Raw genomic sequence first — 22,120 nt, 5'->3', positions numbered from 1 at the left:
CAGAAAAGGGGGAAGGGTGAAGAAAAGCGCCCTTCCCCTTTCCTGTTTCTAATTCTTCATTGAGCACGCGCTGCGTCCGCTCCCTTTATTCCTACGGCCATTATGAAATCCATCTGTGTCTATTGCGGTTCCAACTCCGGCAGCAAGGCCATCTATTCGGAACGCGCGGCGGCGTTGGGCGACCGCATCGCCAGGGAAGGATTGCGGCTGGTATACGGCGGCGGCAACGTCGGCCTGATGGGCGTGGTGGCCAATGCCGTGCTGGAAGCCGGTGGCCAGGTCACAGGCGTGATTCCCAAGCAGCTCGCGGACTGGGAAGTCGCGCACCGTGGCCTGACCGAGCTGGAAATCGTCGGCTCGATGCATGAGCGCAAGGCGCGCATGTTCGACCTCTCCGATGGCTTCGTCACCCTGCCCGGCGGCTTCGGCACCATGGAAGAGATCTTCGAGATGCTGACCTGGCGACAGCTCGGCATCGGCAACAAGCCGTGCGCGTTCCTCGACGTCGACGGGTTCTACGCCCCGCTGATCGGCATGATCGACCGCATGGTGGAAGAGCGTTTCCTGCATGCCGAGCAGCGCGCCGACCTCTGGCATGGCGAGGACATCCCGACAATGCTTCAGTGGATGCGCAACTATCAGCCGGCGCAGATCGGCGAGAAGCGTCGCCTGGCGATGCGCTGAGCCTGCTTGATCAGGAGCTGCGTGATCCCGGACTGCTCGCACAGGTCGCGCGCAAGACGAAAGTAGCAGGCCTGTTCCTTCCAGTCGCGCAGCCGTTGACGCAGAATCTCGTCACTGTATTCCTGCGTCCGACAGGGTCGAGAGCACGCTATGACCGTACCCAACCAGTTCCCCGCCTTCCGCATCCACGACGACGCCAACGGCTACCGCGCGGGCATCGAGTCGATTTCGCTGGACGACCTCAATCCCGGCGAAGTGGTGGTCAAGACCGCGTATTCATCGGTCAACTTCAAGGACGCGCTGGCAGGCACGGGCCAGGGCAAGATCCTGCGCAGATTCCCGCTGGTGGGCGGCATCGATGTAGCCGGCCATGTGGTTGCCAGTACCGACCCCACGTTCAAGGAAGGGGACGCGGTGCTGGTGACCGGCTCGGGGCTCAGCGAAACCCGCGACGGCGGCTACGCGCAGTACGCCCGACTGGATTCGAAATGGGTCATTGCGCTGCCCGCGGGCCTGACCCTGCGCGAGAGCATGATCCTGGGCACCGCCGGCTTCACCGCCGCGCTTGCCCTGTACAGGATGCTGGACAACCGCCAGACGCCCGAGCTGGGTCCGCTGGCCGTCACCGGCGCCACCGGGGGCGTGGGCTCGCTGGCTGTCGACATCTTCACCAGTGCCGGTTTCCAGGTGCATGCCGTGAGTGGCAAGGCCGATCGTGCCGACTACCTCAGGTCGCTGGGTGCCGTGGAAGTCCTTGGCAGGGAAGCGCTCGACAGCAAGCGGCCCATGGAATCCGTGCGCTTCGGCGGAGGCCTGGACAATGTCGGCGGCAGCATGCTGACCAGCCTGCTGGCGCAGACCGCGCCCTACGGCAACGTCGCATCCGCAGGGCTGGTGGCCAGCCACGAACTGCCCACCACGGTCATGCCTTTCATCATCCGTGGGGTCTCTCTGCTGGGCGTGGCCTCCGCCGGAACCGCCCGCGGCATACGCGACGATATCTGGCGGCATCTGGCCGACGACTGGAAACCCAGGCACCTGGAAGCCATTTGCACGCGGGAAACTACGCTGGACGGGCTTCCTGAGGTATTCAACGGCATGCTCGCCGGACAATCCTTCGGCCGCACCCTGGTTAAAACCGGATAAACGCGAACCCGGTCACGGCTGCGGCTCCTGCCCCATTTTCCGCGAGGCCAAAGTCACACTACAATCGGCATTGGGGACAACATGGGGTAAAGCATGGCGCGCATTCTGATCGTCGACGATTCGCCTTCGCAGCTGCTGGGCATCCAGCGCATCGTTGAAAAACTGGGGCATGAATCACTCACCGCCGAAGACGGCGCCGCAGGGGTGGAGGTCGCCAAGCGCGAGCTGCCCGACATGGTGTTGATGGACGTGGTGATGCCGAACCTAAACGGGTTCCAGGCCACGCGCACCTTGAGTCGCGAGGCCACCACCAAGCACATCCCGGTCATCCTGGTCACCACCAAGGACCAGGACACCGATCGCATGTGGGGATTGCGCCAGGGCGCGAAGGCCTACCTGACCAAGCCCTTCTCGGAAGACGAGCTGGCCGAGGTCATCGATCGCATTTTCAGCACGACCGAGAGGCCGCCTTCCACGGCTGCCTGAGTCAAGGCAACAGGTTTTGCAATGAAAACGACGGGTCCTACCCGTCGTTTTCGTTTTCCTCGAAGGCGCCCTGCAGCATCCGGTAAACGGTGCGCTGCCGTTCGTTGACGGCCTTGGGGGCGGTGATCTCCAGCTCGACAATCTGGTCGCCCACCGGCGCGCCGGGCAAGCCGCGTCCGCGCAGCCGCAATTTTCGCCCGGCTTCCGAATCGGCCGGGATCTTCAGGTCCACCGATCCCCCCAGCGTGGGCACGCTGACCGTTGCACCCAGCGCCGCCTGCCATGGCGCCACCGGCAGCACGTGGATGATGTTGCGTCCATCCACTTCGAATTGCGGATGCGCGGCGTATTCGATTTCCAGCAACAGGTTGCCGCCACCATCCCCCTGCCCTGACAGGCGGATGACCTGTCCGGGCTTGACGCCCTTGGGCACGCGTACGTCGAGCTGCCTGCCGTTGAGGCCAAGGCGCACATGGCCGCCGTCGTAGACCGCCTGCAGCGGCACCGACACCTTCGCCCGCGTATCACCCTGCGGACGCGGTCCGCGCGGACCGGGCGAACCATGGGCACGTCGGCCGAACAGGCCTTCGAAGAAGTCGCTGAACCCGGCGCCACCGCTGCCATCGCTGCCGAACACTTCCTCGAAATCGAAGCCCTGTCCGCCGGCGCCGCCACCGCGACCGAAATCGGGCGGCGGGCGGAACTCCTCACCCGGACGGTAGCCCTGCGAACGCAGCTGGTCGTAGGCCTTGCGCTTCTGGGGGTCGCGCAGAGCCTCGTAGGCCTCGTTCACGCCCTTGAACTTCTCCTCGGCACCGGCCTCCTTGCTGACGTCCGGATGGTACTTGCGCGCCATGCGACGGTACGCCGTCTTGATCTCGGCATCGCCGGCGGTCGGCTCGACCCCGAGTATCTGGTAGTAATCCTTGAACTGCATCGTGTACCTCTCGAACAATCGGCCCGCAATCCTGCGGACTGCGGGCCGATTCTACTTACTGCGCGGCCCGTCCGGGCCATCGTTGGCGACGGCCGCGGACAGGGACGCCTGCGACGCGGCTCACTGCACCGACGACGCGCCCACCTGGATGCGACGCGGCGAGGCCTCGGCTTTCTTGGGAATGCTGATCTCCAGTACCCCGTTGCTGCCGCTGGCGACGATGCCTTCGGCGTCGGCACTGTCGGGCAGAGCGAAGTCACGCTGGAAGCTGCCCTGCGGCCGTTCCATGCGCGTATGACGGCCCAATTCCGCGTCGGCAACAGCAGTGCCGCGCTGGCCCTTGATGCTCAGCACGCCCTTGTCCATCTGGATCTCGATCTGATCGGGATCGATACCCGGCAGGTCGGCAAGGATCACGAAACGTGCTGCTTCCTCGCGAACGTCGACACGCGGCGCCCATTGGGGCTTGCTGGCTACGCGGGACGCGTCATTGTCGAGGATGCGCTCGAACAACTGGTTGATCTGCTGCTGGCGCGCGATCTGGCGCGGCCACGGGCGGTGGTGGACGATGTGCATTGCATGCTCCTGGAAGGCTTTGGGGGCGGCACCAGGCCGCCATGACCGGAACATGAGTTCCAACCCGGACATTTCAAGTCTTTGACACTGCCTTACCATCGCCAGACCTACCCTCGTTCATCCCCAAGGAGCAGCAATGACCATCCAGATCGGCGACGCCATTCCCGAAACCACCCTCAAGCGTATTCGCGAGGGCGTGGAAACAGTGGACACCCCTACCCTGTTCGAGGGCCACAAGGTGGTCCTGTTCGCGGTACCGGGCGCCTTCACCCCCACCTGCTCGGAACGCCACCTGCCCGGGTACGTCGAGCACTATGAAACATTCCATGAGCGGGGAATCGACGTCTACTGCGTGTCGGTGAACGATCCCTTCGTCATGCAGGCATGGGGACGGTCGCAGGACGTGCCCGAGGGCCTGCAGATGCTGGCCGACGGCAATGCCGATTTCACCCGCGCGCTGGGTCTGGAAATGGACTCCAGCGGCTATGGCATGGGCCTGCGCTCCAAGCGCTATGCCCTGTACGCCGAAGACGGCATCGTCAAGCAGCTCTGGATCGAGTCCCCAGGCGAATTCAAGGTCTCCGCCGCCGAGTACGTGCTGGAAAACCTGCCGAGCTGATTCTCCCCTTCACTTCAAAAAGGCCAGTCAATGTCCAAGCCCGCCAACGAGTCCCAACCCGCCAGCTCGCCCGCCCTGGAGAAAGCCCGTGGTGGCGTGTTCACCGATAAAGCGACGCTGCGCGCCAATGCCCGCAAGAACATCGAGGATGGCGCCATCACCAGCACTTACGGCGCCGACAAGGAAGTGGTGATCCGCCTGCTCAACGAGGCGCTGGCGACAGAGTGGGTATGCGTGCTGCGCTATTACCGCCACTACTTCATGGCCTCCGGCATGCTGGCCGACTCGGTGAAGGCCGAATTCCTGGAGCATGCGCAGCAGGAACAGGCCCATGCCAACCAGCTGGCCGAGCGCATCGTGCAACTGGGCGGCGAGCCGGACCTCAATCCGGACACCCTTACCGCGCGGGCACATGCCGAATACAAGGAAGGCCAGGACCTGCGCGACATGGTCAAGGAAGACCTGGTGGCCGAGCGCATCGCCATCGACAGCTACCGCGAAATGATCAGCTACATCGGCAACCGCGATACGACCACCAAGCGGATCCTGGAATCCATCCTTGCCCAGGAAGAAGAGCACGCCGATGAATTCTCCGACATGCTTGATGGCTGGATCGGAGACTGAGTACCGGCATCCCGTGCGGCATCGCGGGAACGATTTGATTCGCGATTAAAAAAAGGCCTTCGGTTTCCCGCCGAAGGCCTTTTGCGTCTCCCGGCTGACCTCGGACCAGCGTCCCCGAGCTATGGCTCGAGGATGCGGAAGTTTATCCGCGTCCACGCACCGCTTTCCGCCAATGCAGTAAGGGAGTGTTCGCCGGCTTCTTCGTAATCGCGCTGGAATGCCTGCGCGCCCTGCGTCTCGGCAATCCACTTTCCATCCAGCAGCCATTGCACGCGCGCGTCGGTGCCCAAGGCGCGCAACTGCAGCCTTGCGCCATGCCGACTGCCGGGAGCCCGCGCTATGGTGGCGCGGTCATTGATGCCTTCAATGCGCAATTCGTTGGAAGCCTCGCGCCCATCGGCAATACAGTCAGGCGAAAGTGGTGGCAGTGCCGACAGCTGGCGCGTTTGCGCCGACAGCCACGGCGAAGCCAGCGCGGGCCAACGGGCGATCTGCGTGGCGCGTGGCTGGTGTGGCCGCGTGCATTCACCGGAAAGCCGCATGCCAGTACTGGCATCCACTTCGAAGCGTTCGCGCCCGGCATTCCACAGGCGCGCGTCGCGTTCGGGGAACGTGGGCGGCACCGCGCCTTCCAGCGACCACGCCTTCATTTTTCGCTGACACAGCTGCGGCGCCTCGTCTTCCGGGGGCAAACCCAGGGGCCAGCAGACGTCGATCTCGGCCACGTTGGCCGGTGGCGGCGAAGGCACACCGTCGCTGCGCGTGCGTGGCAGGCTGTCGATCACTTCGAACAGCAACGGCAAGGCGGTGACCGCGCCGTACTGACCCGGCAACGGCGTGCCGTCCGGTCGCCCTACCCAGACCCCCACGGTATAGCGGCGCGTGCCGCCAATGGCCCAGGCATCGCGGAATCCATAGCTGGTGCCGGTCTTCCATGCCACACGTGGACGCGAGCCGATGTCGAAGGTGCCCAGGCCGTAGCCGGGGCGCGGATTGGCCTCCAGGATCTCGCGCAGGATCCAGGCCGCTCCCGGCGACATCATCCGCCGGTCGACCAGCGGGTCGTCCTGCGTGTACCGCACCCGTCCGGCCAGGCCTTGCCGGTTGAACGAGGCGAAGGCGCCGACCAGGTCCTCGAGCCGCGCGCCGGTGCCACCCAGGATCATGGCGAGGTTCGGCTTGCCGCCGCGCGGATACTTCAGCTCGATGCCGCCATTGGCCAGGCGTGCGGAAAAACGGGCCGGCCCGACGCGGTCCAGCAGGTCCACAGCCGGCACGTTCAACGACAAGCGCAATGCTTCGGCCGCGCCGATGGGGCCGTTGAACGCCGAATCGAAATTGCCCGGACGGTAGCCGCCAAAGGTCTGTGGGGCATCGACCAGCAGGCTTTCCGAATGGATCAGCCCGTCATCGAACGCCAGCCCGTACAGGAATGGCTTGAGGGTGGAACCGGGCGAACGCCACGCCCGCACCATGTCCACGTGGCCCAGCCGCTCGGTGTCGGCAAAGGTCACCGAACCCACATAGGCACGTGCCTGCATGCTGGCATTGTCGATCACCAGCAGGGCGGCCGACGTACGCGCCGGCAAGGTCGAGAAATAGGCGTTCACGCGTTCTTCCAGCGTCCGCTGCAGGCCGGCATCGATGCTGGAGACGATGCGCGCCGCCCGGAGATCGGCCTGGTGCAGGCGCTCGGCGAGCAAGGCGGCGCTAAGCGGCGGCTTCAGCGAGCGCGCCACCACCGGTTCGATGCGGGCATCGTCCACCTCCGCTTGCGACCATACCCCCAGCGCGACCATGCGCCGCAGCACCTTGTCCCTCGCGCTGCGGGCAGCATCGGGATGGCGATCGGGGCGCAGGCGGCTGGGTGACTGCGGTAGAACCGCCAGCAGTGCGGCTTCGGCCTGCGACAGGCGCGAAGCAGGCTTTCCGAGGTAGGCCCAGCTGGCGGCCTCTACGCCTTCGATGGTGCCGCCAAAAGGCGCGCGTTCCAGATAAAGCTGGAGTATTTCCCGCTTCGACAGATGAGCTTCGAGTTGCAGCGCCCGCAACAGTTGCTTGGCCTTGCCCCAGGGCGTGCGCGTATGCGGGTCGAGGATGCGCGCGACCTGCATGGTCAGGGTGGACCCGCCGGACACGATGCGCCCTCCGCGCAGCCACTGCCCGCCCGCACGCAGCAGCGCCCAGGGATTGATGCCGGGATGTTTCCAGAACCAGCGGTCCTCGTAATTCAGCAACGCCTGCAGGTAGAGCGGCGATACCGATTCGGGCGTGGCCGGATAACGCCACACGCCATTGCGGTCGGCGAAGGCGCGCAGCGGCGTGCCATCGCGGGCGACCACCAGAGTGCTGGTGTCGCGAGCCTTTGGGAGTGGCGGGGGCGAAGCCAGATCCAGTACGAGTATCGTGACCAGCACGACGACCGTACTCCACCTGAGCAGAGACAGTCGACGCCATCCGGGCTGCCCGCGGCTGCAATCCACATTTCTTTTCAGCCAACCCATCACATGACAACCAGGAACCAGATCAGGAGGAATCCCGGCTTGCGCCGGGATGACGTCGGTCAACCCTCACGGCGCCAACTCCTCAGGGCTGCACCACCGTGATCGAGGCAGGTGTCGACTTGCCAACCCCGCGGATTTCCGGCCGGTACATGTCTTCGACCAGCGGCGGCGGCACCGTGTAGGTGCCGGGCGTAACCGCGCGCACCAGATAGAAGACCCTGGCCGCATCGCCCCGATCAAGCTTCAGCGCCGCCACGTAGCGGTCATCGCGATATTCCTCATGCTTGACGTCGGCCGAACTGGAACGGTCGGTGATGTTGATGCCGTCCACGACCACGTCCGCCCATTGCTCGGCGTCGCCCAGGTTGAAGTTCTCGATCTCCAGCCCGGCAGGAAGCAGGTCGGTGAACAAGGCATCGGGCATCGACACGTTGGCGGTGATGCTGACGCGGACGATCAACGCTTCGCCCTCCTTGAGCGGGCCGCCTTTCCAGTCCTTGCCGTCGGTCGTGTAGTACTTGCGCTCGATGCCGATCTGCCGGTTGTCGAAGGCCGGCGCGCTGCGGGGAATGCCGGCAATCTCCAGGCTGGCGAACAGGGGCGGTGCGCCTTCGGGCGTGAACTTCACGCCCTTGGCCAGGGTGGCGTAATCGAAGGCGCGACCGAACAGCTTCACCGGCGTGATCGCTTCCGTTTCGCCACCCACGCTGTAGCTGCCCGACACCAGTTTCTTCTGGTCGGCCATCAGGGCCTTGCCCAGGCGCGCAAGCGCCACCTGCTCCTGGGTACTGAGGTACAGCCAGCCGCTATTGCGGCGCGCATCCAGCTCGCGCCCCAGCGACACCGAGCGCGCGTCGTATTCCGGTCTGGCGACCTTGCGCTCGTGCACCAGCGCAATCATCAACGCATCGTCACGCACGCGGCTACCGTAGTCACCCAGGTAGCCCGGGCGATCGCCGGCCTTGGCGAAACCATCGGCAATGGCCTTGGCCCCCCGCTTCCCATCGCCCTGCAGTTTCAACGCGATGCCCAGGTGCACCAGCGGCAAACCGGTCAGGCTCCTGGCGCGTTCGTTGTCGTACAACGCACGCAGGGTTCCCAGCGGAGCCCGGTTGACGCGCGCCAGCACATAGCCCGAGTACGCCTGGCTGGCGAACCTGAGGTGCTCGCGCGAGTCGTAACCGTAGAACTGCGCGCCGCCGGCCAACAGGTCTTCGCTGAGGCGGTTCAAGGCCTTCTGCAGCACCGCATCGGGGACGGCGAAACCGCCCTCCTTCGCATCCAGCAGGAACTCGACGATGTACGGGGTCAGGCCCGGATTGACGTAGTCATCGTCGCCCCACATGGAGAAGTGGCCGCTGGAAACCTGCATCGAGGCCAGCCGCCCGAACGCCCCTTCCATGCGTTCGCGGCGCTTCTTCGGGTCCAGTCCCTTTACACCCAGCATCCTGGCGGTGGCGTCATCCAGTTCCAGCGCGGCATAGCCCTTGCTGGTGGTCTGTTCGGCGCAGCCATACGGATACTCGAGCGCACCCTGCAGCGCGCTGCCGAACGGAATCGGCGGCAAGGCGCTGACCATCATGCGTGCGGTGACCGAACCAGTCATCAGGCCCTCGGCGAAACCGCTGCCCAGTTCGATTGCAGACAGCGTATCGAGCACCCGTGTCTGCGAACGCAATACCGAAGGCCAGCCGGCGCGCACCGGCAGGTCGTACTTGCGGTCGACCTTGAAACCTCCGCCGTCCACGCGCACTCGCACCTGCGCCGTCGTATAGCCCTCGCGCGCGGTGATGGGAAAGCTGAGCGTTGTCTTGGCATCTTTCCCGAGTCTTGCACTTCGCGAAGCCTGCGCGATATCCAGCGGCCCGATGCCATCGACCTGGACCTTGAAATCGCCCGCCGTGCCGGTGAAGTTCTGCACGTCCAGGGTCACGGTGCTCCTGTCGCCCGGCGCCAGCACCCGCGGCAGGCTGGCTTCGGCCACGATCGGTGCACGCACCACGGTTTCGCGGTCGGCGTTGCCATAGCGCTCCTCTGAATACACCAGTGCCGAAACCCGCAGCGTGCCGTTGAAATCAGGCACCTTCAGCCTGATGCGCGCATTGCCCCTGGCGTCGAGCTGCACCGGTCCTGCGAACAGGTCCACGGTCTGCACCCGCGAAGTCGGGCGCTTGGCCTGCGGCAGGGCCGCCAACGCCATGTCGCCACCGAAGCGGATCTTGGCCGTACTGCCTTCGAAGCTCTCGATCACCCGGCCATAGATGTCATAGGCATCCACGCCCAGGCGGCGCTGGGCGAAGAACTGCGCGTTGGCATCGGGCACCGGGAAGCGGGTGATGTTGAGTATTCCCACGTCCACTGCCGACACGGTCACGAACGCAGTCTTGCCGGCAAGCTCGGGCACGCTGACGGTGACCGGCATGTCCTGCTCGGGTCGCATCTGCCTGGGCGCGACCAGCCCAACCGCAACCCGACGGGCCCGGCGATCCATCGGCACGTGGGCCACGCCCACGGCGCGCGCCGGGGTTATCTTGCTGGAGACCGAACCGCCCCGGAACACCAGCGCGGTCACGTACACATCGTGGCGCTCCCAGTCCTTGGTCACCGGGATCTGGAACGTGCTGCCCGGCTTGGCATCGATGGCCTGCACATACAGCATGCGGTCGCTCTCCACCATCAGCAGGCCCGGGCCGGCGTGTGGCGGGGTCACCGTGACCTTCATGGTGTCGCCGGCCTTGTAGCCGGTCTTGTCGAGGGCGATCTTGACCTTGTCGGGGCGCGCATCCAGGCCCTGGTTCTGGTCGTCCCAGCCCCAGCCGGCGTTGAAGGGATAGCGCGTGGTCAGGCCAGTGGCCGGATCGAACACCTCCAGCCGATAGCCGCCCCACTCCACCGGGTAATCGATTTTCGCCGCCGTGGCGCCCACGTCGACCGTCTTCACTTCCAGATTTTCGAAACGCTGGGTGAAGTCGTAATCCCAACCGTCATCGTCGTCGTAGTTCCAGTGGTAGTCGCGGTGCTCGCGGACCAGGGTGACCTTCAGCCCCTTGGCTGGCTGGGCCTTGCCCGCGGCATCGACGCGCACGATTTCGAAGCGCGCGTTGCTGTTGGCGTCTGCGCCGTCCTTGTCGTCGAACAGCGGGCGCACGCCGACCAGCGCGCTGGCGGGCCACAGCACGCGCTTGAGCGAGCGATTGACCGTGCGACCGCCCGTCTCATACACGCTGCCGGTCACGATCGCCGCGATGGTGCTGGTGGGCTTGACCTCCGCAGGCAAGGCGATCTCTTCCGCATAGACGCCATCGGCGCCGAAGCTGGCATCGATGATGTCCTTGGCTTCCTTGGGCAGGCTCAGCGTGGGGTCGCCAAAGAAATACCCGGGCAGCTGTTCCAGCGGATGCTGCTCCACCGCGACCGCGAGCTTGGCGGTGAAGCGGTTGCCGTCCGCGGGAGCGCCATACAGGTAAGCCGCCTTCGCGGTGAGCTTGAACGGCTCGCCGGGCTTCAGCACCGCCTGGCTGGTTTGCAGGTCCAGCTTCATGCGCTCGGGCAGGAATTCCTCGATGCGCAGGGTCATGCCCTGCACGGCTTCCTTGCTGTCCGGATCGGTGCGGAACTCCACCTGCCAGCGTCCGGTCGGCGCTTCCAGCGGGATGACCTGCTCGAAACTGAAATAACCCTGGGCGCCCGGCTGCAGGCGCGTTTCGCGGAAGGTCTTGCCGTCCGGCTGCTTAAGGCGCAGGAAGATCGGCTGGCCGACTTTTCCAGCCGCGACGACGGGCTTGCCGTCGTTGTCGCGCAGCAGCGCGTTGATGCGCACGGTCTCGCCTGGGCGATACAGGTCGCGGCCCGACCAGGCGAATACGTCGAACCAGGCCGCCTGCCGTCCGGCGACGGAGAACTCGGACAGGTCCAGTGCCGGCTGGTTGAACGGCAGCATGGACACGTCCTTGCCGCGCCGGGCGACCAGCACGTGGCCGGCTTCCAGCTTGTAGTTCAGCAGCACGTTGCCGTTGCTGTCGGTTTCACCCTTCAGGAAGGTCTCGCCCTGAGGGTCCAGCACCTTCAACTCCACCCCGCCGACCGCGGCGCCGCTGTTGAGCGAGGCCGTGTGCACAAACAGCTTGTCCTTGTAGGCACGCGCATGCAGGCCCAGGTCGCTGATGGTGAAGAACGCGGTTTCGAAATCGCCGGAGAACTTTCCGGTGCGCTTCATCACCGCGAAGTACAGGCCGGGTTCCTGCAGCTCCTTTACGCCCTGGATCGGCAGGTAGGTGAGCATGCGCTCGTTGGGCTTGCCGCCCAGCAGGAAGCGGTTGACGTAGACCGGCTCGGCCAGTTCGCCGATGGGTGTGTGGTCATCGTATTCGCTGTCCAGGTCCCAGCTGCCGCGACGCCCGCCGCGCTGGTACTCGGAGAAGAACTTGGGCAGGTTCTTTTCGGTGACCCGCAGGAACTCGACGTCCACCTCTTTCACATTGATCGACACCACCGGCAGGCCGCGGCTTTCCCGCGCCGGCAACACGCTGCCCTGCGAGGCAAAGCCGACGGCAGGGTCGAGCTGCCCGGTATGGACCTTCTGCTTCAGCTCCTTGCCCAGGCGGCTGCCATCGGCCGCCAGCAGGTCGGCTCGAACCAGCACCTCGTAATCCTTGGCGGCCTCGACGAACGGGAAGCGCAGGACCAGGCCCTTGTCATCCAGCACCCAGCTGCCCTTGACCGTGGCGCCCTTGTCGTCGGTCACCGCCAACAGCGCGTCGAAGTCCTGCGAGCCCACCAGCGGGCGGCTGAATTCAAGCGCGATGGAAAGGTCGCCGTCGTGCTGGTCCGGATACGCGCTGGACAGGGCGAAGCCCTTTATCTCTTCCTTCTGTGCCTTGATCGGCTCACCGCTGGGTGCGGGGAGCTGGCCGGTTTCATTGCGCTTGCAGGCACCCAGTGCCAGCACCAGCATCGCCGCAACGAAAAACGCGCGCACCAGCCGGCTGCGCGCGTTCTGATTTCCCCGAGATGCCAATTCCATTTGCATTTCCCTGCCCAGAATGTATTGGCAGTATAGAACGCAAACAAAGTCGGCCAAGGGTCAACGTCGCCCGCTGACGGGCGCCGCGATCCTCATGCTTCGGGCGGCGGCGGCTCGGCAACAACGGCGGCGTCGGGCGAGGTTTCTTCTTCCTCGTCCAGCGACGCATCCAGGCGTTCGACCGCCTGCAGGGTTTCGTCCTTGGCCAGCTTGATCAGGGTCACGCCCTGGGTATTGCGGCCCACCTGCGAGATTTCCGCTGCCCGGGTACGTACCAGGGTTCCACCATCGGAAATCAGCAGCACCTCATGGTGGTCCGACAGTTGCACTGCGCCGACCAGCTGGCCGTTGCGGGCGGTGGTCTGCAGGGCGATCACGCCCTGGGTGCCGCGACCCTTGCGCGGATAATCCTCGACCGGCGTGCGCTTGCCATAGCCGCGCTGGCTGGCGGTGAGGATATCGCCGTCACCCTCGACCACGATCAGGCTTCGCACCTGCTCGCCCTTGGCCAGGCGGATGCCGCGTACGCCGGTGGTGTTGCGGCCGGTGCTGCGGATGGAACTCTCGGCGAAACGCACGGCCTTGCCGTTGGAAGCGAACAGCATCACATCGCGGCTGCCATCGGTCAGGGCCACGCCGACCAGCGCGTCGCCTTCGTCCAGGTTGATGGCGATCTTGCCGCGCGAGAGGCGGTAGGCGAACTCGGTGAGCGGGGTCTTCTTGACCGTGCCGTCCTGGGTGGCGAACAGCACGTACTGGTCTTCGGCGTATTCGCGCACCGGCAACACCGCCTGCACGCGCTCGCCGGCTTCCAGCGGAATCCAGTTGATGATGGGGCGTCCACGCGCGTTGGAACCGGCTTCGGGCAACTGGTAGACGGAGAGCCAGAACACCCGGCCGCTGCTGGTGAAGGTCAGCAGGGTGTCGTGGGTGTTGACCAGCCACAGCTGATCGATGAAATCCTCTTCCTTGGTCGCCGCCGCGCTGCGGCCACGGCCGCCACGACGCTGCGCCCGGTAGGCGCTGGCCGGCTGGCGCTTCGCATAGCCGGCATGCGACAGGGTGACCACCACGTCTTCCGGGGCGATCAGGTCGAGGATGTCCAGGTCTTCCTCGCTGTGGCGGATTTCGCTGCGGCGCGCGTCGCCGAACTCCTCGCGGATGTTCAGCAGTTCGGTGCGGATCACGTCCAGCAGCACGTCGGGATTTTCAAGGATGCGGATCAGGCCTTCGATTACGGCCAGCAGCTCCTTGTATTCCTCGGTCAGCTTTTCCTGCTCAAGGCCGGTAAGGCGATGCAGGCGCATTTCCAGGATCTGGGTGGCCTGCACCTCGGTCAACTGGTAGACGCCGTCGAGGAAACCGACGCCGGCCGGCAGGTCTTCGGGCCGCGAGGTGTCCGCGCCGCTGGCTGCCAGCAAGGCGCCTACCAGGCCCGGTTCCCAGGTCTTGGCCAGCATGCGCTCGCGCGCTTCGGCCGGGTTCGCCGAGGTCTTGATCAGCTCGATCATCTCGTCGATGTTGGCCAGCGCGACGGTCAGGCCTTCGAGGATGTGGGCGCGGTTGCGGGCCTTGCGCAGTTCGAAGATGGTGCGGCGGGTGACCACTTCGCGGCGGTGGCGGATGAACGCCTCCAGCATCTGCTTCAGGTTCAGCGTCTGCGGGCGGCCGTCGACCAGCGCCACCATGTTGATGCCGAACACCGACTCCATCTGGGTCTGCTGGTACAGGTTGTTGAGCACCACGTCGGCCGAATCGCCGCGCTTGACCTCCATGTAGATGCGCATGCCGTCCTTGTCGGACTCGTCGCGCAGCTCGCTCAGGCCTTCCAGCTTCTTTTCCTTGACCAGCTCGGCGATCTTCTCGATCAGCCGCGCCTTGTTCACCTGGTAGGGGATCTCGGTGACGATGATCGACTCGCGGCCGGTGTCGTCGTTGACCTCGATGGTGGCGCGGGCGCGCATCCGCACCCGGCCGCGGCCGGTGCGGTAACCGGCGACGATGCCACTGGTGCCGTTGATGATGCCGGCGGTGGGGAAATCGGGACCGGGGATGTACTGCATCAGGCCGTCGACGTCGATCTCCGGATCGTTGATCAGCGCGATCAGGCCGTCTATGACTTCGGTAAGGTTGTGCGGCGGGATATTGGTGGCCATGCCGACGGCGATGCCGGCCGAGCCGTTGACCAGCAGGTTCGGGAACCGGGTCGGCATGACCGTCGGTTCGTATTCCTTCTCGTCGTAGTTGAGCTGGAAATCGACCGTTTCCTTGTCGATGTCCGCCATCAGCTGGTCGGTCAGGCGCGCCATGCGCGCCTCGGTGTAACGCATCGCGGCGGCGGAGTCGCCGTCGACCGAACCGAAGTTGCCCTGCCCGTCCACCAGCAGATAGCGAAGCGAGAATGGCTGGGCCATGCGCACAAGGGTGTCGTAGACCGATTGGTCGCCGTGCGGATGGTATTTACCGATCACGTCACCGACGATACGGGCCGATTTGAAGTGGGCCTTGTTGCTGTGCGCGCCGAGCTCGTTCATGGCGAACAGCACGCGGCGGTGGACGGGTTTCAGGCCATCGCGGACGTCGGGAAGCGCGCGCCCCACGATTACGCTCATGGCGTAATCCAGGTAGCTCTTGCGCATCTCGTCTTCGAGATTGACCGGGATGATTTCCTTGGCGAGATCTGCCATTCGGGTTCCGTCTGCTGGTGATTTCTTCGGTCAATAACCATGCTGCCGAAGCGGGTTCGGCGAGCCGGAAATCGAGGGGATTTTCAACTGCGGAAGTGTACCACGGATAGGGGCTTCAACGCAGGGCTGGAAGGTCGGAAAAACAAGCACTTAGGGGCTCAGAGCTGGCGTCGAAATGCCGGCCTTGATCCCCGCTTTTCTTCGTGGTGACCGTACCGGTCACGCGGCCACTGCGTGGCCCACCGATTTCATCGCCCTACCAGCAAAGCCAGTGCAAGGACTCCTGCGATGGCCCGATGCGTCGGCCCCTGCCCGCTCCACGCACCTTCCCCCATGAGGCGGCTTCCGGCCTGCGCCGGGCTGGCGATCGGGGCAACCGGCTGTAGGAGCGACGCGAGTCGCGAGGCAGGTAGCGCCTGATTGGCACCAGGGTCCGGGCCCATGATTTACCGGCTTCGCGACTCGCGTCGCTCCTACAGACGCCAGGCCGGCGCAGTCACCCTTCAGCCGAAGGCGGCACGCATTTTATCGAGGGTCGGCTGCTCGATCACGCCCTTCTCGGTGACGATGGCGTCGATCAGGTCGCCAGGAGTGACGTCGAACACCGGATTCCAGGCGTGTATGCCTTCAGCCACGATGCGCACGCCGCCGATACCCAGCATTTCGCTGGCGTCGCGCTCCTCGATCTCGATCAGTTCGCCGTTGGCCGTTTCCATATCCACCGTGGAGGACGGAGCAACGACCATGAATTTCACCCCATGATGGCGCGCGGCAATGGCCAGCTGGTAGGTCCCGATCTTGTTGGCGGTGTCGCCATTGGCGCAGATGCGGTCGGCACCCACCACCACCCACTGCACGGCCCCGGTCTTCATCAGGTGCGCGGCGGCGGAATCGGCGATCAGGGTGGCGTCGATCCCATCCTGCTGGAGTTCCCAGACCGTCAGGCGTGCGCCTTGCTGCCAGGGGCGGGTCTCGTCGGCAAAGACCTTGCCGATGCGATGCTGCGCCACACCTGCGCGGATCACCCCCAGCGCGGTACCGAAGCCGGCAGTGGCCAGCGAACCGGTATTGCAATGGGTCAGCACGCCGCTGCCCGCCTCGATCAGTCCGGCACCCAGCGCGCCCATGTGGCGATTGGCGGCCAGGTCTTCGTCGGCGATGGCCTGCGCCTCGCGCTCCAGCACCAGCCGCCAGTCGGCGCCCGCGACCTGCAGGACCCGACGCATGCGCGCCAGGGCCCATGCCAGGTTCACTGCGGTGGGGCGCGCCGCATTCAGCCGCTGCAGGGCCGGCTCCATCTTCAAAGCGGCTTCGGCACCGTCTGCCGCTTCCACTTCACGTCCTGCGAGCACCACACCCCAGGCGGCGGCGATGCCGATGGCCGGCGCGCCACGCACGGCCAGCGCGTGGATCGCCGCGGCGACCTCGTCACTGGTGGAGGAACTCAGGTGCTCGACCTGGAATGGCAGCTTGCGCTGGTCCAGCAGGTCCAGGGTGTCGCCGGTCCAAAGGATGGGGCGGATGCGGTCGTAGCGGGCGTAGTCGATTGGTCTGTCCATCAGCGCAGTTTAGAGCACCCCTGCGGAAGCAGTGGCCCCGCCCGATGCCGCCCTTCAACGCACGCGGAATTCGGCGCGGCAGCCGTTGTCGACCCAAACGCCTGTCGGGTTCCATCCCCAGTTGGCTCCTTCCACGCATCGCGTCTTCGACAGATGGCGGATCAGGTCCACCCCCTTGCTGGCCGCGGCCGCGCAATGCTGCCGCTGTTGCGCAATCGATTGGCAGGTCAGGCGATGGGGAACAGCGGCCGGGTCGCGCCCTGAGCCGGACTCAGCATCGCCTTCCAGCGCGAACTCCGCACGACAGCCATTGGCCGTCCATATGCCTTCCCCGTCACTGCCCCAGTCGCGGTTTTCAACGCAGTCCGAGGAGGAAAGCAACCGCGTCAGGCGAACACCCTTACGGGTGTCCGCGGCACAGTGCTGGATGCGGTTGGCTCGTGATTCGCATCGGACCGTGGTGGCGCGAGTGGGCTGGGGCTCCGGGGGAAGGGTTCCGCTTATGAACTCGGCACGGCAGCGATGCGACACCCACACGCCATGGCGGTCGTAGTCCCAATTGCGTCCCTGCAGGCACGGCGTGCCGGAAAGCTGCTTGACCAGGGTGATGCCATTGCGGGTGTCGACGCTGCAGTAATGCTGCTGGCTGCGCTCGGCTTCGCAGCGAAAACGCATACCGTCCTGCACGGCAGGCGCTGCGGATAAGCTGGCGTTGATGGCCACCGCCAACACCAGGCCGGCCGCACAGTTCTTGCCCAATACTTTCATGTCCACACTGCCCCTGTCTCTGCGGCAAGGGTCCCATGAAGACCGTTAACGCAGCTGCAAGGACGGTGTGGGCGCGTTACCTGGAGCTTTTGTTCAGGCTTCGTTGAATGCGAAAGCCAGTACGTCCGCGATTTGGTCGGTGTCCAGCATGGCCATCAGCAGACGATCCACTCCCAGCGCTACGCCGGTGCACGCCGGCATACCGCCCGAGAGTGCCGACAGCATCCGCTCGTCGAGTGGAGGCAGCGAGACGATTCTTGCTTCCCGCACTACAAGGTCGCGATGGAAACGCTGGCGTTGCTCGTGGGCGTCAGTGAGTTCGTGGTAGCCGTTGGCCAGTTCGTGATGGCCCAGGTACAGCTCGAAACGTTCAGCCAATGGGGGATCGCCCGGCCTGATCCTGGCCAGTGCGCTCTGGCTGGCGGGCCAGTCGCGGACCACGGTAATGCGATCGACCGGGAAGTCCGGCTGCAGCAGATGGGTGATCAGCAGATCCAGCCAGTCGTCACGGGTCAGGCCACGGCCATCGATGAGCTGCGTTGACAGCGGCGCCTGCAACTCCTGATCGGATGCAGTGAACGGATCCAGCGACAGGCCCTGCAGGAAGAGCTCCCGATAGGTCAGCGATACCACTTCGGCCTGGCGCCGGATCAACGCCAGTGCACGCTGCACCAGCTCTATGGTCTCGTCGATGAGCTGCAGGTGATCCCAGCCGACGCGATACCACTCCAGCATGGTGAACTCGGGGTTGTGGCGCCCGCCGGCCTCGCCGTTGCGGAACACGCGCCCCAGTTCGTAGCAGTCACCCACGCCGGCGGCGAGCAGGCGCTTGAGCGGGTATTCGGGCGAGGTCCGCATCCACCGCGTGCGTGCGCCCGCATCGGAGTGGCCCGTGAAGGTGGTGGTGAAACTCTCGATGTTGGGCTCGGTGTTGCCCGCCTCCGAAAGGATCGGGGTCTCCACCTCCAGCACGTCGCGCTCCGCGAAATACAGGCGGAACAAGGCATTGACCGCGGCGCGCAAACGCAGTGCCTCCAGCCCGGCGCCAGTCAAGATGCCCAGCTCCGCATGTAGGAGCGACGCAAGTCGCGAAGCCATTGCAGTTTCAGCGGCGCGCGACTTGCGTCGGCCCTGCAAAATGACTTCGCCCTGGTCATGGGTTTGCTTCCAGAAACTCGAGCAACCTGGCTTCATCCCAGATTTCGATGCCCAGCTCCTCGGCTTTTGCCAGCTTGGATCCGGCCGCTTCGCCGGCAACCACCAGGCTGGTCTTCTTCGATACGCTGCCAGCGAGTTTTGCGCCCAGTGCTTCGAGTTTCTCACCGGCCTGGCCGCGACTCATGGAGGCCAGTCCGCCGGTCAGCACTACCGTCTTGCCATCCAGCGGTCCGGCGGTGCTTTCGTCCCCCTGGGGCACCATCGCCTGCAGCGTGGCGAGTGCAGCGCCCGCAAGCAGCAACAAGGCGGCGTTGCCCGGCTTCTCCAGCCATGCGGCCAATGACTCCGCTGATTCGGCCGGCAGACCCGCAGTCACGAAATGATGGGTAGGCGCATCGACCAGCGCCTGTGCCGAGTCGAATGCTTTGCCTAGCTGGTCGGCGCGAATGCGGGTGATCTTTGGAATTTCCAGATCCAGCAGCAGGTTCGCCAGATCCAGGCTTTCCTGCAGTTTCGCGGTCGGCAGGTGCGTGTCGCTGATCACCACCCCGCGGGCCAGCAGCGCGTCGATGACCTGCTGGTTGCCGGGCTGGTCAAGGAAATGACCGATCGAGCGCGCCACTTCGCCCCCCACGTCCGGCACGTGCTTGAACAGCGGCCAGGGCAAGTGGCGGATGAGTTCAAGATCGCCAAACCAGTTGGCCAGTGCCTTGGCGGTGCTTTCGCCAACATGCTGGATGCCCAACGCAAAGAGGAAGCGTTCCAGCGTGGTCTTGCGGCTGCGGTCGATGGCTTCGACCAGGTTTTCCGCCCATCTGGTCGCTACCTTGCCCGCCTTCACTGTCTCCGGCGTGGTTCCATCCCGCTCGTCGACCCGGCGCTTCATCTCCAGCAGGTCTTCGAGGTTGAGTTTGTAGAGGTCGGCGACCGACTGCAGGTAACCGAAGTCGGACAGATCTTCGATGAAGCGATCCCCCAGGCCTTCGATGTCCATGGCGCGCCGCGAAGCGAAATGGCGGATGGCTTCCTTGCGCTGCGCCGGACAAGACAGCTCGCCGGAACAGCGCCAGACCGCCTCGCCTTCCTCGCGCACGATCTCCGATCCACAGATGGGACAAGTGGATGGCATGGCCCACGGCATCGCATTCTTCGGCCGCTGCTCCAGCATCACGCCGGCCACTTCCGGAATAACGTCGCCGGCGCGGCGGACGATGACGGTATCGCCGACGCGCACGTCCAGGCGGGCGATCTGGTCGGCGTTGTGCAGGGTCGCATTGGTCACCACCACGCCGGCGACCTGCACCGGATTCAGGCGCGCGACCGGGGTAGCGGCACCGGTACGGCCAATCTGGATCTCGATCGCCTCCACCGTGGTGGCCTGCTCCTGCGCCGGGAACTTGTGGGCGATGGCCCAGCGCGGCGCGCGCGACACGAAGCCCATCTCGCGCTGGCCCGCATTGTCGTCCAGCTTGTAGACCACCCCGTCGATGTCGAAGGCCAACGCGTCGCGTTTTTTCCCGATGCTTTGGTAATAGCCAAGCAACCCGTCAGCACCCTGCACCACTTTCGATTCGGCGCTGACCGGGAAACCCCATTCACGCAGTCGGGCGAGGGTGGCCGAATGCGTGTCCGGCAGCGCGCCGCCCTCCACCAGCCCGATGCCGTAGGCGAAGAACGCCAGCGGCCGTTGCGCGGTCAGGCGCGGATCGAGCTGGCGCAGCGAGCCCGCAGCACCGTTGCGCGGGTTGGCCAGCACCTTGCCCCCATGCAGGCGGGCGTTTTCGTTGTAGCGCTCGAAGCCCGCGCGGGGCATGTAGACCTCGCCACGCACCTCCAGTACCTGCGGCCAGCCCGTCCCGCGCAGGTGCAGCGGAATGGCCTTCACCGTGCGCAGGTTGGCGGTGACGTCCTCGCCACTGGCGCCGTCGCCACGGGTCGCGCCCTGCACGAAGCTGCCGTCTTCGTAACGCAGGCTGATGGCCAGGCCATCGAGCTTCGGCTCGGCCGAAAATTCCAGTACCGGTCGCCGCAGCTTTTCCTCGATGCGGCGCACGAAATCCCGCACCTCGCTTTCGCTGAAGGCGTTGCCCAGCGAAAGCATGGGAATGGCATGGCGGACTTCGGCGAATTTCGCGGACGGCGCGTTGCCCACGCGCTGGGTCGGGGAATCCGGCGTCAGCAATTCCGGATGGGCGGCTTCCAGCTCCTCCAGTTCACGCAGCAGACGATCGTATTCCGCGTCCGGGATGTTGGGTTCGTCGAGGACGTGATAGCGGTGGCTGGCGTCTTCCAGCTGGCTGCGGAGTCGGGCGGCGCGGGCGGCGGGATTGGTCATGATTCAGCGGTGGCTTGTTAACCCTTCTCCTCTCGGCGCCCCATCAGGGGTGTGCAAGGCTGGGAAGGTGGCGCATCGCGCCGGATGAGGGTACGGCGGAGTCGGCGGCGTCCGAACCATCATGACTTCGCCCTACCCTCACCCCAACCCCTCTCACCTGCGGACAGCCTTCGGGCGCCGACGGGAGAGGAGCTTGTATCACCAGCGCGGCGACTTGGTCAGCGGTGGTGCTTCGTGCTGGCGGTCGTAGGCGCGCAGTTCCTCGCGGATATGCATGATGCGCTGGCGGCCCAGGGCGTTGCGGCTGTCGTCCAGCACCACGCCATCCAGCAGCTCGGCCATGCGCTGCACGTTGGGCAGCAGCTTCTCCCAGGCGTCCAGCGCGGTCAGCGGCGCCGGCAGGGTCAGGAAGAAGGCGATGGCCGGGGTTTCAAGCTCCCGGATGTTGGCCATGTCGAAACTGCCCGGCTGCAGGATATTGGCCATGCTGAAGATCGGGCCGCGTTCCGGGTGATTCTCCACCAGGCGGTGGAACACATTCATGTGGCCGAAGGTCAGGCCGGTTTTTTCCGCAGCCACCACGATGTCCTCGCCACGCAAGGCATGGCCGGCGCGTGCGGCGACATAAAGCGAGACGATCTTGTCGAAATCCTGGCTGGGCCGCTTGCCCAGGTCCGAATCGATGGACGCCCCGGGCAGGCCGAGCTCGGGTTGGGAAACCGCATCACTGCTGTAGTCCAGTCCCGCGCCATCGGCCGACAGTTCCCCGGCCAGGCTGGGTTCGCTGCGCGTGGCATCACGTTCGCCGGGCTCGATGCGCTTGCCCTGGCTGGATTTCTTGGGTCGACCGAAGAACACGATCGCCACGATCAAAAGTGCGCCAGCAATCAGGATGCCGATACGAAGCAAGGCCATGTCGGACATTTATCTGTTTCTCCGCGCGGGGGTCGCTGAGGGAATGGGTTTTTTCAGGATCATGCCGGCTGTCATTGTTGAATCAGTCGTCATCCGGCC

15 protein-coding genes are annotated in these 22,120 nt (G+C 65.2%); 5 read left to right on the top strand and 10 right to left on the bottom strand.

Annotated elements, in window-relative coordinates; translation table 11 throughout:
• Positions 1-102: 102 nt before the first annotated feature.
• The 3 genes from DT603_RS00150 (at position 103) to pilH (ending at position 2,316) form a co-directional block, all read left to right on the top strand.
• On the top strand, positions 103-684 hold the full coding sequence (locus tag DT603_RS00150) for an LOG family protein (RefSeq protein ID WP_162347832.1): 582 nt from the start codon (positions 103-105) through the stop codon (positions 682-684).
• A 150-nt stretch (positions 685-834) separates the two neighbouring features.
• Positions 835-1,830 carry a YhdH/YhfP family quinone oxidoreductase gene (locus tag DT603_RS00145; protein WP_162347831.1) on the top strand — a complete coding sequence of 332 codons (996 nt, stop codon included), beginning with the start codon at positions 835-837 and terminating at the stop codon, positions 1,828-1,830.
• A gap of 93 nt (positions 1,831-1,923) precedes the next feature.
• On the top strand, positions 1,924-2,316 hold the full coding sequence (pilH, locus tag DT603_RS00140; RefSeq protein ID WP_162347830.1) for a twitching motility response regulator PilH: 393 nt from the start codon (positions 1,924-1,926) through the stop codon (positions 2,314-2,316).
• Between the two features lie 37 nt (positions 2,317-2,353).
• Here the strand turns inward: pilH and DT603_RS00135 are convergent, their stop codons facing one another.
• On the bottom strand, positions 2,354-3,253 hold the full coding sequence (locus tag DT603_RS00135) for a DnaJ C-terminal domain-containing protein (RefSeq protein WP_162348322.1): 900 nt from the start codon (positions 3,251-3,253) through the stop codon (positions 2,354-2,356).
• A 120-nt stretch (positions 3,254-3,373) separates the two neighbouring features.
• Complete coding sequence (locus DT603_RS00130) at positions 3,374-3,829, bottom strand: Hsp20/alpha crystallin family protein (RefSeq protein WP_162347829.1); 456 nt, start codon at positions 3,827-3,829, stop codon at positions 3,374-3,376.
• 136 nt (positions 3,830-3,965) lie between these two features.
• Between DT603_RS00130 and DT603_RS00125 the strand changes: the two genes are divergently transcribed.
• Both DT603_RS00125 and DT603_RS00120 read left to right on the top strand, forming a co-directional pair.
• Positions 3,966-4,448 (top strand): peroxiredoxin, encoded by a 483-nt coding sequence (locus tag DT603_RS00125; protein ID WP_162347828.1) that lies wholly within the window; start codon positions 3,966-3,968, stop codon positions 4,446-4,448.
• A gap of 30 nt (positions 4,449-4,478) precedes the next feature.
• Entirely contained in the window at positions 4,479-5,072 is a 594-nt protein-coding gene (locus DT603_RS00120) for a ferritin-like domain-containing protein (RefSeq protein ID WP_162347827.1), read from the top strand.
• A 119-nt stretch (positions 5,073-5,191) separates the two neighbouring features.
• Here the strand turns inward: DT603_RS00120 and pbpC are convergent, their stop codons facing one another.
• The 8 genes from pbpC to zipA all read right to left on the bottom strand — a co-directional run bounded on the left by pbpC (position 5,192) and on the right by zipA (position 22,030).
• Positions 5,192-7,576, bottom strand: coding sequence for a penicillin-binding protein 1C (pbpC, locus tag DT603_RS00115; protein WP_162347826.1), 2,385 nt, complete (start codon positions 7,574-7,576; stop codon positions 5,192-5,194).
• Between the two features lie 82 nt (positions 7,577-7,658).
• Positions 7,659-12,530 carry an alpha-2-macroglobulin family protein gene (locus DT603_RS00110; RefSeq protein WP_246191525.1) on the bottom strand — a complete coding sequence of 1,624 codons (4,872 nt, stop codon included), beginning with the start codon at positions 12,528-12,530 and terminating at the stop codon, positions 7,659-7,661.
• A gap of 161 nt (positions 12,531-12,691) precedes the next feature.
• The gene (gene gyrA, locus DT603_RS00105; protein ID WP_162347824.1) at positions 12,692-15,286 is read right to left on the bottom strand and encodes a DNA gyrase subunit A; all 2,595 of its coding nucleotides are present in this window, start codon (positions 15,284-15,286) and stop codon (positions 12,692-12,694) included.
• A 503-nt stretch (positions 15,287-15,789) separates the two neighbouring features.
• On the bottom strand, positions 15,790-16,845 hold the full coding sequence (mtnA, locus tag DT603_RS00100) for an S-methyl-5-thioribose-1-phosphate isomerase (RefSeq protein WP_162347823.1): 1,056 nt from the start codon (positions 16,843-16,845) through the stop codon (positions 15,790-15,792).
• A 54-nt stretch (positions 16,846-16,899) separates the two neighbouring features.
• Positions 16,900-17,613, bottom strand: coding sequence for a DUF3011 domain-containing protein (locus tag DT603_RS00095; protein WP_162347822.1), 714 nt, complete (start codon positions 17,611-17,613; stop codon positions 16,900-16,902).
• A gap of 93 nt (positions 17,614-17,706) precedes the next feature.
• Positions 17,707-18,711 (bottom strand): EF-P lysine aminoacylase EpmA, encoded by a 1,005-nt coding sequence (epmA, locus tag DT603_RS00090; RefSeq protein ID WP_162347821.1) that lies wholly within the window; start codon positions 18,709-18,711, stop codon positions 17,707-17,709.
• Positions 18,712-18,766: 55 nt separating this feature from the next.
• A complete protein-coding gene (gene ligA / locus DT603_RS00085; RefSeq protein WP_162347820.1) occupies positions 18,767-21,106 on the bottom strand; it encodes an NAD-dependent DNA ligase LigA in 2,340 nt (779 codons plus the stop codon).
• 198 nt (positions 21,107-21,304) lie between these two features.
• Positions 21,305-22,030, bottom strand: coding sequence for a cell division protein ZipA (gene zipA, locus DT603_RS00080; protein ID WP_162347819.1), 726 nt, complete (start codon positions 22,028-22,030; stop codon positions 21,305-21,307).
• Between the last annotated feature and the right edge of the window lie 90 nt (positions 22,031-22,120).

It is taken from the genome of Pseudoxanthomonas gei (genome assembly GCF_010119615.1).
In the GTDB taxonomy this organism is placed as follows: domain Bacteria; phylum Pseudomonadota; class Gammaproteobacteria; order Xanthomonadales; family Xanthomonadaceae; genus Pseudoxanthomonas_A; species Pseudoxanthomonas_A gei.
The sequence above is the reverse complement of the archived record's forward strand: the minus strand, read 5'-3'. Positions and strand labels throughout refer to the sequence as shown.